Annotated in this window: 14 protein-coding genes and 1 pseudogene; 9 read left to right on the top strand and 6 right to left on the bottom strand. The window is 71.5% G+C overall.

From position 1 onward, the window contains the following. Positions 1-16 precede the first annotated feature (16 nt). Entirely contained in the window at positions 17-475 is a 459-nt protein-coding gene (gene dut / locus JHB91_RS08995) for a dUTP diphosphatase (protein WP_199472467.1), read from the bottom strand. Positions 476-510: 35 nt separating this feature from the next. After that, a pseudogene (coaBC, locus tag JHB91_RS09000) lies at positions 511-1724 on the bottom strand (bifunctional phosphopantothenoylcysteine decarboxylase/phosphopantothenate--cysteine ligase CoaBC). Positions 1725-1926: 202 nt separating this feature from the next. Between coaBC and radC the strand changes: the two are divergent. The 6 genes from radC to JHB91_RS09030 all read left to right on the top strand — a co-directional run bounded on the left by radC (position 1927) and on the right by JHB91_RS09030 (position 6969). Further along, a complete protein-coding gene (gene radC / locus JHB91_RS09005) occupies positions 1927-2601 on the top strand; it encodes a DNA repair protein RadC (protein WP_199472468.1) in 675 nt (224 codons plus the stop codon). Between the two features lie 97 nt (positions 2602-2698). Next, entirely contained in the window at positions 2699-4387 is a 1689-nt protein-coding gene (gene argS / locus JHB91_RS09010) for an arginine--tRNA ligase (protein WP_199472469.1), read from the top strand. Continuing rightward, a complete protein-coding gene (locus tag JHB91_RS09015) occupies positions 4388-5179 on the top strand; it encodes an SPOR domain-containing protein (RefSeq protein ID WP_199472470.1) in 792 nt (263 codons plus the stop codon). Positions 5180-5241: 62 nt separating this feature from the next. Further along, entirely contained in the window at positions 5242-5742 is a 501-nt protein-coding gene (locus JHB91_RS09020) for a hypothetical protein (RefSeq protein WP_199472471.1), read from the top strand. A gap of 16 nt (positions 5743-5758) precedes the next feature. Beyond that, positions 5759-6517, top strand: a complete 759-nt coding sequence (locus tag JHB91_RS09025; RefSeq protein WP_199472472.1) for an SDR family NAD(P)-dependent oxidoreductase — start codon at positions 5759-5761, stop codon at positions 6515-6517. Further along, a complete protein-coding gene (locus JHB91_RS09030; protein ID WP_199472473.1) occupies positions 6514-6969 on the top strand; it encodes a DMT family transporter in 456 nt (151 codons plus the stop codon). Before JHB91_RS09025 ends, JHB91_RS09030 begins: the two co-directional genes overlap by 4 nt. A 9-nt stretch (positions 6970-6978) precedes the next feature. Here JHB91_RS09030 and speA read toward each other — a convergent pair whose 3' ends face one another. Next, the gene (speA, locus tag JHB91_RS09035; protein ID WP_199472474.1) at positions 6979-8868 is read right to left on the bottom strand and encodes an arginine decarboxylase; all 1890 of its coding nucleotides are present in this window, start codon (positions 8866-8868) and stop codon (positions 6979-6981) included. A gap of 157 nt (positions 8869-9025) precedes the next feature. Between speA and speE the strand changes: the two genes are divergently transcribed. Next, positions 9026-9874 (top strand): polyamine aminopropyltransferase, encoded by an 849-nt coding sequence (speE, locus tag JHB91_RS09040; RefSeq protein ID WP_199374653.1) that lies wholly within the window; start codon positions 9026-9028, stop codon positions 9872-9874. A gap of 48 nt (positions 9875-9922) precedes the next feature. Here the strand turns inward: speE and JHB91_RS09045 are convergent, their stop codons facing one another. Continuing rightward, a complete protein-coding gene (locus tag JHB91_RS09045) occupies positions 9923-10261 on the bottom strand; it encodes a P-II family nitrogen regulator (RefSeq protein WP_182823362.1) in 339 nt (112 codons plus the stop codon). Positions 10262-10389: 128 nt separating this feature from the next. Here JHB91_RS09045 and JHB91_RS09050 point away from each other — a divergent pair, with 128 nt between their 5' ends. Beyond that, the gene (locus JHB91_RS09050) at positions 10390-10680 is read left to right on the top strand and encodes an accessory factor UbiK family protein (protein WP_199374651.1); all 291 of its coding nucleotides are present in this window, start codon (positions 10390-10392) and stop codon (positions 10678-10680) included. A 10-nt stretch (positions 10681-10690) separates the two neighbouring features. Then, a complete protein-coding gene (locus JHB91_RS09055; protein WP_199374649.1) occupies positions 10691-12205 on the top strand; it encodes a YifB family Mg chelatase-like AAA ATPase in 1515 nt (504 codons plus the stop codon). Between the two features lie 86 nt (positions 12206-12291). Here JHB91_RS09055 and aceA read toward each other — a convergent pair whose 3' ends face one another. Further along, on the bottom strand, positions 12292-13587 hold the full coding sequence (gene aceA / locus JHB91_RS09060; protein ID WP_199472475.1) for an isocitrate lyase: 1296 nt from the start codon (positions 13585-13587) through the stop codon (positions 12292-12294). Positions 13588-13652: 65 nt separating this feature from the next. After that, positions 13653-15284 carry a malate synthase A gene (gene aceB / locus JHB91_RS09065; protein WP_199472476.1) on the bottom strand — a complete coding sequence of 544 codons (1632 nt, stop codon included), beginning with the start codon at positions 15282-15284 and terminating at the stop codon, positions 13653-13655. Between the last annotated feature and the right edge of the window lie 81 nt (positions 15285-15365).

Genomic DNA, 15365 nt, shown 5'->3' on the forward strand with positions numbered 1-15365 from the left:
GTCTTCCCTTCCCCGGTCAGCGCGTGCCGGTGTGGCCGAAGCCGCCGGCACCGCGCACGCTGTGTTCGAAAGTATCCACTACCTGCAGCTGCGCACGCACCACCGGTACCAGCACCAGCTGCGCGATGCGGTCGCCGGGCTGCACCGTGTAGGCCTCGCCCGAGCGGTTCCACAGGCTGACCACCAGCGGGCCCTGGTAATCGGCGTCGATCAGCCCGGTGCCGTTGCCCAGCACCAGGCCATGTTTGTGGCCCAGCCCCGAGCGCGGCAACACCATCGCACACAGCTGCGGGTCGGCGATGTGGATCGCGATCCCGCTCGGCACCAGCGCGGTCGCACCGGCGGCCAGCAGCAGCGGCGCATCGATGACCGCACGCAGGTCCATGCCGGCGCTGCCGTCGGTGGCGTACGCCGGCAGCGGCCACGCATCGCCGATGCGCGGGTCGAGGATCTTCACTTCAAGCGTGTGCTGCATGGGGTTCCGTCGGCGGCGGGTGCGTGGTGGCGGGATCATCCGAGCCGCTCGACGATCACGTCGAGCAGGGATGCGGCGAGGTCGGTTTTCGGGGCCGGCCCGAGCGTGCGTTCGCCGCCCGGCCAGTAGAGGTGCAGTGTGTTGTCGTCGGCCTCGAAGCCGCTGCCGGCCACGCCGACGCGATTGCCGGCGATGAGGTCGACGCGCTTGCGGGCAAGCTTGTCGCGCGCGTTGCGTTCGACGTCATCGGTCTCGGCGGCGAAGCCGACCACCAGGCGCGGCCGCGCCGCATGCGCGGCGACGTCGGCGAGGATGTCGGCGGTGCGTTCGAGCTCGAGCACGAGGCCGTCGTAGCCGGGCTGCTTCTTGATCTTGCCGGCGGCCACGCGCGCTGGAGTGAAATCCGCCACCGCCGCGGCACCGATGTACACGTCGGCCGGCAGCGCGGCCATCACCGCCGCATGCATCTGCGCGGCGGAGCGCACGTCGAGGCGCGCCACGCCATCCGGCGTCGCGAGCGCCACCGGCCCGGCCACCAGCACGACATCGGCACCGCGGCACGCGGCCTCGGCGGCGATCGCGAAGCCGGTCTTTCCGCTGCTGCGGTTGCCGATGAAACGCACCGGATCGATGTCTTCGAACGTCGGGCCGGCGCTGACCACGATGCGCACCCCGCGGAGCGACGCCGGGCTCACGCGTTGGCCGCCAGCGCGGCGACGATCTCCAGCGGCTCGCTCATCCGCCCGGGGCCGGATTCGCCTTCGGCCAGCGGCCCGTCGGCGGGGCCGACAACCTGCGCGCCGCGCTCGCGCAGCAGCGCCATGTTGGCCTGCGTGGCCGGGTGCAGCCACATGCGATGGTTCATGGCCGGCGCCAGCGTGAGCGGCGCGGTGGTGGCCAGGCACAGCGTGGTCACCAGGTCATCGGCAAAGCCGTGTGCAAGCCGGGCGAGGGTGTTGGCGGTGGCCGGCGCCACCAGCACGCGGGTGGCCCAGCGCGCGAGTTCGATATGCCCCATCGCGGCTTCGGCCGCCGGATCCCACAGCGAGGTGCGCACGGTCTCGCCGGACAGCGCCTGGAAGGTGGTGGCGCCGACGAAGTGCGCGGCGTTTTCGGTCATCGCCACGCGCACCGTGGCGCCGGCGTCGCGCAGCCGGCGCACGAGATCGGCAGCCTTGTAGGCGGCGATGCCGCCGCAGACGCACAGCAGGATGCGCTGGCCGTGGAGATTGGCGGTCGCGGTGCTCATGCAGCCTTCGGAGTGTCCTGACGCGGCAGCGGTCGGACAGCTTACCCGAAGCACCATGGCCGGCCGGCGGCGGCAACGGTCGCGATGGCGTGCAATGACCCCACGTCGGCCGTCGGCACGGACCCCCCGGTCACTGCCCGCCGCGGTCCACCCCTGCCGCAGCCGCGCCGGCGGCCGACGACCATCCTCCGAGGCAACGCCCATGCACATCCGCGACTGGCCCAGCGGCGAACGCCCGCGCGAGAAACTGCTGGCCCGCGGCGCGGCGGTACTTTCCGACGCCGAGCTGCTGGCGCTGTTCCTCGGCTCGGGCGTGCGCGGCCTGGATGCGGTGGCCACCGCGCGCCAGCTGCTGGCGGGCCACGGCCCGCTGCGCCGGTTGCTGGAACGGCCGGCCGCCGAGCTGGTCAAGCTGCCCGGCCTGGGACCCGCCAGTGCCTGCCAGCTTGCCGCGGCGCTGGAGCTGTGCGGGCGCTATCTGGCCGCGGGCCTGGAGCGCGGCGAGGCGCTCACCGATCCGCAGGCCGCCGGGCGCTACTTCGCGCAGCGCCTGCGCGGGCATGCCAGCGAGGTGTTCGCGGCCCTGTTCCTGGACACGCGGCACCGCGCGCTGGCGTTCGAGGAGCTGTTCCGCGGCACCGTCGACGGCGCCGAGGTGCACCCGCGCGAGGTCGTGCGCCGCGCGCTGGCGCACAACGCGGCGGCGGTAATCGTCGGCCACAACCACCCCAGCGGCAGCGCGGAGCCCAGTGCCGCCGACCGCGCGGTCACCTCCCAGCTGAAGCAGGCCCTGCGCCTGGTGGACGTGCGCCTGCTCGACCATTTCGTGATCGGTGACGGCGCGCCGGTGTCGCTGGCCGCGCGCGGCTGGGTCTGACCGCCCGCGGCAGCCGCGCCGGGCCTGCACAAGCACGGCCGGCCGCGCCCGGGCGCTCGCGTACAATGGCCGGCCGTTTGCCCTGCTGCCCGCCCCCGTGAAATCCAAGCTCCAGGCCCTGGTCGACCAGGGCATCGCCATCCTCCGCGAACGCGGCACCCTGCCTGCCGACCTGGTCACGCCCGCATTCGTGATCGAGCGGCCCAAGGACCGCACGCACGGCGACTTCTCGAGCAACGCGGCGATGGTGCTGGCCAAGCCCGCGCGCAGCAATCCGCGCGCGATCGCGCAGGCGCTGGCCGAGGCCATTCCCACCGGCGGCGATATCGCCGCGGTCGAGATCGCCGGCCCGGGTTTCCTCAACTTCCGCCTCGCGCCCGACGCCTGGCAGCGCCAGCTGCGCGAAGTGCATGCGCAAGGCAGCACCTACGGCCGGAATGACAGCGGCGCGGGCCGCGTGGCCGGCGTGGAATATGTCTCGGCCAATCCCACCGGCCCGCTGCACGTCGGCCACGGCCGCGCGGCGGTGATCGGCGACTGCATCGCGCGCGTGCTCGATGCCAACGGCTGGAAGGTGGCGCGCGAGTACTACTACAACGACGCCGGCGTGCAGATCGAGAACCTCGCGCACTCGGTGCAGGCGCGCGCCAAGGGGCTCACGCCCGACGACGCGGGCTGGCCCGAGGCCGGCTACCGCGGCGACTACATCGCCGACGTCGCCCGCGCCTTCCTCGACCGCGCCAGCGTCGACGTCGAAGACCACGTGGTCACCGGCAGCGGCGACGCCGACGACTTCGACGCCATCCGCCGCTTCGCCGTGGCCTGGCTGCGCAAGGAGCAGCACGGCGACCTTGCCGCGTTCGGCGTCGACTTCGACGTGTATTTCCTCGAGTCGTCGCTGTATGCCGACGGCAAGGTCGAGGAGACCGTGGCCGCGCTGGTGGCGGCCGGCCACACGTACGAGGAAGGCGGCGCGCTGTGGCTGCGCAGCACCGATTTCGGTGACGACAAGGACCGCGTGATGCGCAAGTCCGACGGCACCTACACCTACTTCGTCCCCGACGTCGCCTACCACCTCGGCAAGTGGCAGCGCGGCTACGAGCGCGCCATCACCGAACTCGGCGCCGACCACCACGGTTCGCTCGCGCGGGTGAAGGCCGGATTGCAGGCGCTCGATGCCGGCATCCCGCAGGGCTATCCCGAGTACGTGCTGCACCAGATGGTCACGGTGATGCGCGGCGGCGAAGAAGTGAAGCTGAGTAAGCGCGCCGGCAGCTACCTCACGCTGCGCGACCTGATCGACGAAGCCGGGCGCGACGCCACGCGCTGGTTCCTGGTGGCGCGCAAGCCGGACTCGCAGCTGGTGTTCGACATCGACCTCGCGCGCAGCCAGTCGCTCGACAACCCGGTGTACTACGTGCAGCTCTCGCACGCGCGCATCTGCGGCCTGCTGCGCCAGCTCGACGAGCGCGGCCTGGCGTTCAACCTCGACAACGGCCTGGCGCAGCCTCTCGATCTCGACAGCGCCGCCACGCACTTGCTCATCACCGCGATCTCGCGCTGGCCGGAGCTGCTGGCCGTGGCCGGGCAGCTGCTCGAGCCGCACCTGGTCGCGCAGTACCTGCTCGAACTGGCACAGGCGTTCCAGACGTATTACAACGATCACCAGTTCCTGGTCGACGACGGCGACCTGCGCGATGGCCGCCTGGCGCTCGCGCTGGCGACCCGCCAGGTGCTGGCGAACGGACTCGACGTGCTGGGCGTGCAGGCCCCGGAGGCGATGTAAGTGGCAGTCAAGCGTGGCAAGTCCCAGGCCCGTCGCAGCGGTGGCGGCAACGCGTCGCTCCCCGGCTGGGCATGGATGATCATCGGCGTGCTGCTGACCATCGTGGCGGTGATGGCGGCACCCAAGCTGCTGCGCTCCGAAGGCGAGGACGGCTTCTTCCGCCCGCGGCCCAATCCCGACGCACGTCCCGCGCCCGCGACCTCGGGCGCCGACGACAGCGTCGCCGCTGACACTCCGGCCCCGGCCGGCCGGCGTGCCGCGCCCGCGGCGGAGCCCGAGGCGGCGGAGACGAAGTACGACTTCTATACCCTGCTGCCGGGCCAGGAGGTCGCCATGACCGACGCCGAACTCGCGGCCAGCGCGCGCGCCGAACAGCAGCGCCAGCAGGCGCTGCTCGACCAGGCGCGCAAGGCCGGCCAGCAGCCGGACCGGGCGCAGGCGCCCAACCCCGACGCCGCCGATCCCGCGCCGGTCGCCGCCGCGCAGCCGAAGCCCGCCGCCACCGCGGCTGCCCCGGCCGCGGCCAGCCCCGCCGCCACACCGACCGCCGCCGCCGATGGGGTCCGCTACATCCTCCAGGCGGGCTCGTTCGGCAGCAGCGGCGATGCCGACGCGCTGAAGGCGCGCATCGCGCTGCTGGGCCTCAGCGCGCGCGTCGAGCCCGCGCAGATCGACGGCCGCACCATGTACCGCGTGCGCATGGGGCCCTACGCCACTGCGTCCGAACTCGCCGAGGCCAAGCAGAAGCTCGGCAACGGCGGCCTGCCGGCACTCGCCATCCGCGCGCAGTAGCGCGCGATCGCGGCGGCTGAGACCGGCGGGGCGCACGCTGTGCAGGCCCTGGAGGATCCGCGATGCCGATCGAAGCCGCACTCATCAAACCCGTGGTCGACGCGCTGCTGGCGCTGTTCCGCCAGGGCAGCGACATCCAGCTCAAGCGCAACGCGGAAGCCGCGCTGCGCGAGGCGATCCGCGAACTGCTGATGGCTAATCCCGACGAGAACCGCGCCGAAGCGCGGATCGCGATCGCACGCGCCGCCGGCATCCTCTCCGAGGACATCGTGCTCGCCGAGGACATGCTGAAGAAGCATCGCGCCACCAAATCGCGCACCGCCGGCAAGTCGGCCACCGGTCGCAAGCGCAAGCCGGCCGCGGCCGCCGCGGATGTGCCAGCCAAGCCGGCGCCCGCACGCAAACGCGCAGTGGCCAAGGCGCCTGCGAAAGCGACCGGAGCAACCACGAAGGGCAACGCCGCGGCCAAGCCCGCAGCCCGGTCGTCGAGCCGCGACAAGCCGGCCACGCCCGAGACACCTCCCGCACCAGGCAAGCCAGCCAGGCCGACGCCAAAGGGCTGAGGCTTACAATCCGCCGATGGACAGAACCCTGCTGGTCACCGGTGCCACCGCCGGCTTCGGCGCCGCCATCGTCGAACGCTTCGTCACCGCCGGCTGGCGCGCGATCGCCACAGGCCGCCGCGCCGACCGCCTGCAGGCGCTGGTCGATCGCCACGGCGCCGACCGCATCCACGCCGCAGCCTTCGACATCCGCGACCTGGACGCCATGCAGGCCGCACTCGCCGCCATCCCCGCGCCGTTCCGCGACATCGACCTGCTGGTCAACAACGCAGGCCTCGCGCTCGGCACCGCGCCGGCGCAGTCCAGCGACCTCGGCCAGTGGCGGCAGATGATCGACACCAACGTCACCGCGCTGGTCGCCATGACCCACCACCTGCTGCCCGCGCTCATCGCGCGCCGCGGCGCGATCGTCAACATCGGCTCGATCGCCGGGCTGTACGCGTATCCGGGCGGCAACGTGTACGGCGCGACCAAGGCGTTCGTCGACCAGTTCTCGCTCAACCTGCGCTCCGACCTGCACGGCACCGGCGTGCGCGTGACGGTGGTTGAGCCGGGCCTGGCCGAAACCGAGTTCACCCTGGTGCGCACCGGCGGCGACCGCGCGGCATCGGACACGCTGTACGCCGGCACGCAGCCGATCACCGCGGCCGACATCGCCGAGCAGGTGTGGTGGGTCGCGAACCTGCCGCCGCACCTCAACCTCAACCGCCTCGAGCTGATGCCGGTGAGCCAGTCGCTGGCCGGCCTGCAGATCCATCGCGGCACCACGCCGTGAATACCTGGCTGGCGATGCTGGCGATCGTGCTGGTCGGCGCGATCCTGCCGCTGCAGGGGTTGATCAATGCGCGCCTGTCGGTGGCCCTGCACGGCGTGGTGGCCACGGCGTTCGTGTCGTTCCTGGTCGGCGTGCTGCTGCTGGCCGCGTGGCTGCTGGTCACGCGCACGCCGCTCGGCCCGGTGCCCGGCGCGCGATTTCCGCCGTGGATCTGGCTGGGCGGCATCCTCGGCGCGGTCTACGTGGTGGTGTTCACCCTGCTGATCGGGCGCGTGGGCGCCGCTGCCGCCATCTGCCTGGCGGTGCTCGGCCAGGTCATCGCGTCGCTGGCGCTCGACCATTTCGGCGTGCTGCAGGCGCCACGCCCCGCGGACTGGACGCGCATCGCCGGCGCGGCCCTGGTGCTGGCCGGCGTGCTGCTGGTCGCGGCGCCGTGGCGGGCGCCGGCCTAGTTCCGGCGCTCAGCCCTGCGGGGTGTCGTCGAGGTAGGTGTAGCCGGTGAGACCGGCTTCCAGGTCCGCGGCCAGGCGTGCGGCCTCGTCCGCCGGCAGCCCTGCCGCGGCCACCTTGTCGGCATAGCTCTGGCGCAGGTCCTCGAGCCTGTAGCCGACGTAGTCGAGCATGACATCGGTGGTGTCGCCGCGGCGCTGCTGCGCGATCGCATAGCCGTCGCCGTCCACCTTCACCGCGATGACGTCGGTGTCGCCGAACAGGTTGTGGATGTCGCCGAGGATCTCCTGGTAGGCGCCCACCAGGAAGAAGCCCAGCCGGTACGACTCGCCCGCGCGCAGTTCATGCAGCGGCAGCGAGGTGTCGAGGTCCTCGTTCTGCACGTAGGTGTCGATCTTGCCGTCTGAGTCGCAGGTCAGGTCGGCGATGATGCCGCGCCGCGTGGGCCGCTCGTGCAGGCGTTCGATCGGCACGATCGGGAACACCTGGTCGATCGCCCACACGTCGGGCATCGACTCGAACACGCTGAAGTTGACGAAGTACTTGTCCACCAGGCGCTCGCTCAGCTCGTCGAGGAACGGGCGGTGGCTCTTCTCGTCGTACGTCAGGCGCGCCTTGACCGCATGCGCGATGGCGTAGAACAGGTCGTCGATGCGCGCACGGTGCACAAGGTCGAGCTGGCCCAGCGCGTACAGCGACAGGCCCTCGGCGTGGAAGTGCTGCGCCTCCTGCAACAGCTCGATCGCCGGCCGCGCGTCGAGCTCGGCGTGGATCTCGCGCAGGTGGCGGATGACCATCGGCTCGTCGTCGTGGGCGTCGGGCACGCGGCCTTCCGGCGCGGCTTCCACCTCGGACACGTTGGCCACCAGCACCGCGTGGTGCGCGGTCATCGCGCGGCCGCATTCGGTGACGATGCGCGGCGGCTTGAGGCCGGCCTCGGTGCAGGCATCGGCCAGCGGCTGCACGATGTTGGACGCGTACTGCACCACGCCATAGTTGACCGAGTTGTAGCTGCGCGAGCGGGTGCCTTCGTAGTCGATGCCGAGGCCACCGCCGACGTCGACATAGTCGATCACCGCGCCCAGCTGCGACAGCTCCACGAAGTAGCGCGTCGCCTCGCGCATGCCGCGCGCGATGTCGCGCACGTTGGAGATCTGCGAGCCCATGTGGAAATGCAGCAGCTTCAGCGCGTCGCCGTGGCCGGCGTCGCGCAGCGTCTTCCACAGGTCGAGCAGCTGCCGCGGGCTGAGGCCGAACTTGGCCTTGTCGCCGCCGGAGTTCTGCCACTTGCCCGCGCCCAGCGAGGCCAGGCGCATGCGCACGCCGAGCACCGGCGCGACGCCCAGCGCCTTCGACTCTTCCATCACCAGGCGCAGCTCGGACGGCTTTTCCACCACGATGAAGGTGTTGATGCCGAGCTTGCGGCCGATCAGCGCCAGGCGGATGTACTCGCGGTCCTTGTAGCCGTTGCAGATCACCAGGCCGCCGGGACGCGACAAGGCAAGCACCGCCATCAGCTCGGGCTTGCTGCCGGCTTCCAGGCCGAAGCCCTCGCCGGCGTGCGACGCCAGCGTGCCGGCGACCCCCTGGTGCTGGTTGACCTTGATCGGATAGACCGCGGTGTAGCCGCCGCCGTATTCCCAGTCGGCCTGCGCCTGCGCGAACGCCGCCTGCAGCTTGCCGAGCCGGTCGCCGAGCACGTCCGGGAACCGCACCAGCATCGGCAGGTTGGCGCCCTGGGCGAGTGCCGCGTCGATCACGTCGGGCAGCACGACCGTGGGGCCGCCGGCGCCGCGCGGACGCACCACCACGCGGCCGGCGTCATCGGCGTCGAAGTAGCCCGAGGACCAGTGCGGGATCGAATAGGTCTTGCGGGCTTGGTCGATGGACCAGGCGGTCATGGGCGGCAATCCGGAAGCGTGGTGGAGGCGCGCATTCTAACGCCCGCGGCCGCGCGCCCCATTGACGATGGCGATGCGGCCGGCGGAGCCGCCAAGCTGCTCCGGGCACGGTTGCTACAATGCGCGGCTTCCACGCCCCCGCATTCCGGACGTCCCCATGAGCGCCCCGCACTGGCTTTACGAGAACTTCGAACCCTCCGGCTCCGCGATCGGCTTCCGCGTCACGCGCAAGCTCGACGAGGTGCAGTCGCCGTTCCAGAAGATCGAGATCTTCGAGTCGACCGACTGGGGCAACGTCATGCTGATCGACGGCGCGATGATGCTGACCTCGCGCGACAACTTCCTCTACCACGAGATGATGTCGCACCCGGCGCTCTTCACGCATGCCGATCCGAAGCAGGTGGTGATCATCGGCGGCGGCGACTGCGGCACGCTGCGCGAGGTGCTGAAGCACCCGGGCGTTGCGAAGGCGGTGCAGTGCGACATCGACGAGCAGGTCACGCGCATGGCGGAGAAGTATTTTCCCGAACTGTGCGAATCCAACGCCGATCCGCGCGCCGAGGTGATGTTCGACGACGGCATCGCCTGGATGGCGAACTGTGCTCCGGGCAGCCTGGACGTGGTGATCGTGGACGCGACCGACCCGGTCGGTCCGGCCGTGGGCCTGTTCAACCAGGCCTTTTTCGAGAGCTGCTTCCGCGCGCTCAAGGACGACGGCATCCTGGTGCAGCAGTCGGAGTCGCCGCTGGTGCTCCTCGATCTCATCAAGGACATCCGCGCAGAAATGGGCAAGGCCGGCTTCGACAGCTTCCAGACCCTGCCGTTCCCGCAGCCGTGCTACCCGACCGGCTGGTGGAGCTGCACGCTGGCGCGCAAGGGCGGGCGCGGCTTCGACTTCCGCGAAGCCGACGCACGCGCCAAGGCGTTCGCCGCGAAGTACTACAGCGCCGACATCCACAAGGCCGCGCAGGTGCTGCCGCCGTTCGTGGCCGAAGCGCTGGGCTGAGGGGTTCGGCGCGCGCCGCTCGCGCGCGCCCATGCGGCGGAGGCGCGCCTAGAGCGCGTCGCCGTCGATCTCGCCGGTGCGGATGCGCACCACGCGCTCCAGGTCGTACACGAACACCTTGCCGTCGCCGATCTTGCCGGTGCCGGCGGCTTTCAGGATCGCTTCGGTGACAAGCTCCGCCTGCTCGTCGCTCACCGCGACCTCGAGCTTGATCTTGGGCAGGAAGTCGACCACGTACTCGGCGCCGCGGTACAGCTCGGTGTGGCCCTTCTGGCGGCCGAAGCCTTTCACCTCGGTCACCGTGATGCCGGCCACGCCGGCCTCCGACAGCGCCTCGCGCACGTCGTCGAGCTTGAACGGCTTGATGATCGCCATGACCATCTTCATCACGCACTCTCCCCTTTCACTGCGCGCAGCATAACGCGACCGGGGATTCACCCACCCACCCGCGCGGCCCGGGCCGACTGCGCGCCACCGGCGTCCGGACCAGGATGCAGGCACCACCGGAGACCACCATGATCGACCTCAGCCACATCGACGACCTCGCCCGCCGCCTTGGCAGCCTGGTGCCCCCCGGCCTACGCGAAGGCCGCGAGGAAATGCAGGAGAACTTCAAGTCGGTGCTGCAGGCCGGGCTGTCGCGGCTCGAACTGGTGACCCGCGAGGAGTTCGAGGTGCAGCGTGCGGTGCTGCTGCGCACGCGCGAGAAGCTCGATGCGCTGCAGGCGCAGGTCGCGCGCCTGGAAGCCGAGGCCGCCCAGGCCACGCCGGGCGGCACGCTGCCCGGCACCCACGTCCCGCACTGAGCCACCCGCCATGGCCGGGCTCGCCATCGTGCACGGGCGTGCACGCGCCGGCGTGCGCGCGCCGGAAGTGACCATCGAGGTGTACATGAGCGGCGGCCTGCCGCGCATGAGCATGGTCGGCCTGCCGCAGGCCACCGTGCGCGAGTCCAAGGACCGCGTGCGCGCCGCCATCCGCTGCGCGCAGTACGAGTTCCCGCCGCGGGTCACCACGGTCAACCTCGCCCCGGCGGACCTGCCCAAGGGCGGCGGCCGCTTCGACCTGCCGATCGCGCTCGGCATCCTCGCCGCAAGCGACCAGCTGCCGCGCACCGCGCTGGCCGGGCACGAATTCCTCGGCGAGCTCGGCCTCAGCGGCGAGCTGCGCGCGATCGACGGCGTGCTGCCCGCGGCACTCGCCTGCGGCGAGGCCGGGCGCGTGCTGGTGGTGCCGGCCGACAACGGCGCCGAGGCAGCGCTGGCGCGCAACGTGGACGTGCGCGTGGCGCGCACCCTGTCGGAGGTCTGCGCGCACCTCACCGGCGAGCGGCCGCTGCCGCGCGCCTGCGCCGCACCGGTGGTCGCGGCCATGCCGCCCGACCTTGCCGACGTGCGCGGCCAGCTGCACGCGCGGCGCGCACTCGAGGTCGCCGCCGCGGGCGGCCATCACCTCCTGCTGGTGGGAAGCCCCGGCTGTGGCAAGACCCTGCTGGCCTCGCGTCTGCCGGGGCTGCTGCCCGAAGCGAGCGAGGCCGAGGCGCTCGAGGCGGCGGCGATCGCCTCGGTCAGCGGGCGCGGCATCGATCCCGCGCGCTGGCGGCAGCGCCCGTTCCGCGCGCCGCACCACACCGCCAGCGCGGTCGCGCTGGTCGGTGGCGGCAGCGAGCCACGGCCCGGCGAAATCTCGCTGGCCCACCACGGCGTGCTGTTCCTGGACGAGTTGCCCGAATGGAGCCGCCAGGCGCTCGAGGTGCTGCGCGAGCCGCTGGAGTCGGGGACGGTCACGGTGTCGCGCGCGGCGCGGCAGAGCGATTTCCCGGCGCGCTTCCAGCTGGTGGCGGCCATGAACCCCTGCCCCTGCGGTTGGGCCGGCGACGTCTCCGGCCGCTGCCTGTGTACGGCGGATGTCGTGCAGCGCTACCGCATGCGAATTTCCGGCCCCCTGCTCGACCGCATCGACCTGCACGTCGACGTGCCGCGGGTCGCGCCGGCCGAGCTGCGCCCCGATGCCGTGGCGGGCGAATCCAGCACGGCGGTCCGCGACCGGGTGTGTGCCGCGCGTGCCCTGCAGCTCGCGCGCGCCGGCTGCCTCAACGCCCACCTCGACCAGGCCGGCACCGCCGCGCACTGCCGTCTGGCGCCGCGCGACCAGGCGCTGCTGGAGCGCGCGATCGACGCGCTGCAGCTCTCGGCCCGCGCCATGCACCGCATCCTGCGCGTGGCGCGCACCATCGCCGACCTCGCCGCGAGCGACGCCATCGCCAGCGACCACCTGGCCGAGGCGCTCGGCTACCGGCGCGTGGATCGCGGCGTGGCCCAGGCCGCGTGATGTCGCTCGCGGGGCGGTAGCGACCTCGCGGCCGCGAAGCTTCGCGGCGGTGTGGCACCGCCGCGACCCGGATCAGTGGCGCGGCCTCAGGCCGCGACCACCTCCTGCTGGAACTGCTCTTCCTCGGTCGAGCCGCTGAGCGCGGTGGTCGACGACTGGCCCTGCTGGATCGCCTGGGTCACCGCGTCGAAGTAGCCGGTGCCGACCTCGCGCTGGTGCTTGACTGCGGTGAAGCCGCGGTCGGCGGCGGCGAACTCCGCCTCCTGCAGCTCCACGAACGCACTCATGTTGCGCCGCGCATAGCCGTGCGCGAGGTTGAACATCGAGTAGTTGAGCGCATGGAAGCCGGCCAGGGTGATGAACTGGAATTTATAGCCAAGCCGCGCGAGCTCATGCTGGAAGGTGGCGATGGTGGCGTCGTCGAGGTTCTTCTTCCAGTTGAAGCTCGGCGAGCAGTTGTAGGCCAGCAGCTTGCCGGGGTACTTCGCGTGGATCGCCTCGGCGAACTTCCGCGCGAACTCGAGGTCGGGCTTGCCGGTCTCGCACCACACCAGGTCCGCGTAGGGCGCGTAGGCCAGGCCTCGGCTGATCGCCTGGTCCAGGCCGTTGCGCGTCTTGTAGAAGCCTTCCACGGTGCGTTCGCCGGTGGTGAACGGCGCATCGTTGTCGTCGACGTCCGACGTCAGCAGGTCCGCGGCTTCGGCATCGGTGCGTGCCACGATCAGCGTCGGCACGCCCATGACATCGGCGGCGAGGCGCGCGGCGTTGAGTTTCTCCACCGCTTCGCGCGTCGGCACCAGCACCTTGCCGCCCATGTGCCCGCACTTCTTCACCGACGCCAGCTGGTCCTCGAAATGCACGCCGGCGGCACCCGCCTCGATCATCGCCTTCATCAGCTCGAAGGCGTTGAGCACGCCGCCGAATCCGGCCTCGGCATCGGCCACGATCGGCTGCAGGAAGTCGATGTCGTCGTTGCCTTCGGCATGGTGCAGCTGGTCGGCGCGCAGCAGCGCGTTGTTGATGCGCTTGACCACCGACGGCACCGAGTCGGCCGGGTACAGCGACTGGTCGGGGTACATCTGCCCGGCGAGGTTGGCGTCGGCCGCCACCTGCCAGCCGCTCAGGTAGATCGCCTTCAGCCCGGCCTTGACCTGCTGCATGGCCTGGTTGCCGGTGAGCGCCCCCAGCGCGTTGACGAAGTCGCTTTCCTGGAGCGAGGTCCACAGCTTTTCCGCGCCCAGGCGCGCCAGCGAGTGTTCGACCTTGACCGTGCCGCGCAGGCGCACGACGTCGGCGGCGGTGTAGTTGCGGGTGATCCCGGCCCAGCGCGGGTTGCTGTCCCAGTCGCGCTGCAGGTCCTGGGCGGTTGGCATCGTGGTCATGGCAAGTCCTTTACGTGGGGATCGCAGCTGGCGATCGTGGGGGGGCTCAAACGGGGGTCGGGAGATCAGGAAAGACGTTCGTAGGCGGGCAGGGTCAGGAACGCGGCGAGCTCGTCGTCGCGCGTGAGTTCCTCGAGCAACGCGATGGCCTCGTGCACGCGGCCGGCACCGGGCATGGGCTCCGCGGCCAGGCGCGATGGCAGGTTGAGCAGCGCGCATTCCAGCAGCGCGAAGTCGATGGCATCGCCGTCGTGCAGGTGCAGCAGCGGGCGCACGCCGTGGACGTCGCCACCGTCGCCGTGGTGCAGCCACTGCCACAGCTGCGCGCGCGCGATCTCGGCGGTGGCGGCGTCTTCCATCAGCCAGTGGATCGGTACGCAGCCGTTGCCGTCGAGCCATGCGGCGAGATAACGCACGCACACTTCGACGTTGCCCTCGAAGCCCTTGCGGGTGATGGTGCCGGTGGGTGCGGCGAGCAGCGCGTCGCGGTCGGCGCCGGCATCCTCGCGCAGCACGTGGTGCTGGTTGGCACCGGGCATCGCCGCGTCGAAGATGCCGCGCGCGATCGGCACCAGCGCCGGATGCGCCACCCAGGTGCCGTCATGGCCGGCCGACGCCTCACGCAGCTTGTCGGCGCGCACGCGCTCCATCGCCGCCTCGTTGGCAACCGGGTCGCCGGCCACCGGCACCTGCGCCGCCATGCCGCCCATCGCATGCGCGCCGCGGCGGTGGCAGGTACGGATCAGCAGCTCGGAGTAGGCCTTCAGGAACGGCGCGGCCATGGTCACCTGGCCGCGTTCCGGCAGCACCCGGTCGCGGTGGCGGCGGAAGGTCTTGATGTAGGAAAAAATGTAGTCCCAGCGCCCGCAGTTGAGGCCGGCGATGCGCCCGCGCAGGGCATGCAGGATCTCGTCCATCTCGAACACCGCCGGCAGCGTCTCGATCAGCACCGTCACCTTGACCTGCCCCTGCGCCAGGCCCAGCACGCCTTCGACATGCGCCAGCACGTCGTCCCACAGCCGCGCCTCCTCCATCGACTCCAGCTTGGGCAGGTACAGGTAGGGGCCGCGGTCCGCGGCGGCGAGCGCGGCGGCGTTGTGGAAGCAGAACAGCCCGGCATCGAACAGGCTGGCGCTGATCCGGGCACCGTCGACGGCCACGTGCTTCTCGTCGAAGTGCCAGCCGCGCGGGCGCACCATCAGCACCGCGCGCTCCGCCTCCGGTTTGAGCCGGTACGCCTTGCCGGCGTCGCTCGTGAATTCGAGGTCGCCCGCCACCGCCGCGCGCAGCGCGCGCTGGCCGCCCACCAGGTTGTCCCAGGTCGGCGAGGTGGAGTCCTCGAAGTCCGCCATGTAGCAGCTGGCGCCGGAGTTCAGCGCGTTGATCACCATCTTCGCGTCGACCGGCCCGGTGATCTCCACGCGCCGGTCCAGCAGCGCCGCCGGCAGGGGCGCCACGCGCCAGTCGCCGGCGCGGATGGCGCGGGTATCGGCGCGGAAGTCGGGCAGTGCACCGCCGTCGAACTCCGCCTGGCGCACGCGGCGCGCAGCCAGTCGCGCCTGGCGCTCAGGCTCGAAGCGGCGGTGCAGGTCGGCGAGGAAGGCCAGCGCGTCATCGCCCACGACATCGGGCGCGGCGGCCACGCTGGCGCTGACGACAGCCGGCGCCGGCACGACGGGGTGGAGGACTGCGGACATGGCGACTCCTGCGAAGCGGGGGCGTGAACCATTGCCCGGCAGGAAGTATTTGACAAAGCAGGAATAGCAATGCGATCTATA

This window comes from Luteimonas sp. MC1828 (assembly GCF_016461615.1).
Classification (GTDB): domain Bacteria; phylum Pseudomonadota; class Gammaproteobacteria; order Xanthomonadales; family Xanthomonadaceae; genus Luteimonas.

Bases quoted from the DNA above. Each gene is read 5' to 3' on its own strand.
- dut (WP_199472467.1), bottom strand. From the start codon at position 475: ATGCAGCACACGCTTGAAGTGAAGATCCTCGACCCGCGCATCGGCGAT.
- radC (WP_199472468.1), top strand. From the start codon at position 1,927: ATGCACATCCGCGACTGGCCCAGCGGCGAACGCCCGCGCGAGAAACTG.
- JHB91_RS09020 (WP_199472471.1), top strand. From the start codon at position 5,242: ATGCCGATCGAAGCCGCACTCATCAAACCCGTGGTCGACGCGCTGCTG.
- JHB91_RS09025 (WP_199472472.1), top strand. From the start codon at position 5,759: ATGGACAGAACCCTGCTGGTCACCGGTGCCACCGCCGGCTTCGGCGCC.
- speA (WP_199472474.1), bottom strand. From the start codon at position 8,868: ATGACCGCCTGGTCCATCGACCAAGCCCGCAAGACCTATTCGATCCCG.
- speE (WP_199374653.1), top strand. From the start codon at position 9,026: ATGAGCGCCCCGCACTGGCTTTACGAGAACTTCGAACCCTCCGGCTCC.
- JHB91_RS09045 (WP_182823362.1), bottom strand. From the start codon at position 10,261: ATGAAGATGGTCATGGCGATCATCAAGCCGTTCAAGCTCGACGACGTG.
- JHB91_RS09050 (WP_199374651.1), top strand. From the start codon at position 10,390: ATGATCGACCTCAGCCACATCGACGACCTCGCCCGCCGCCTTGGCAGC.
- JHB91_RS09055 (WP_199374649.1), top strand. From the start codon at position 10,691: ATGGCCGGGCTCGCCATCGTGCACGGGCGTGCACGCGCCGGCGTGCGC.
- aceA (WP_199472475.1), bottom strand. From the start codon at position 13,587: ATGACCACGATGCCAACCGCCCAGGACCTGCAGCGCGACTGGGACAGC.
- aceB (WP_199472476.1), bottom strand. From the start codon at position 15,284: ATGTCCGCAGTCCTCCACCCCGTCGTGCCGGCGCCGGCTGTCGTCAGC.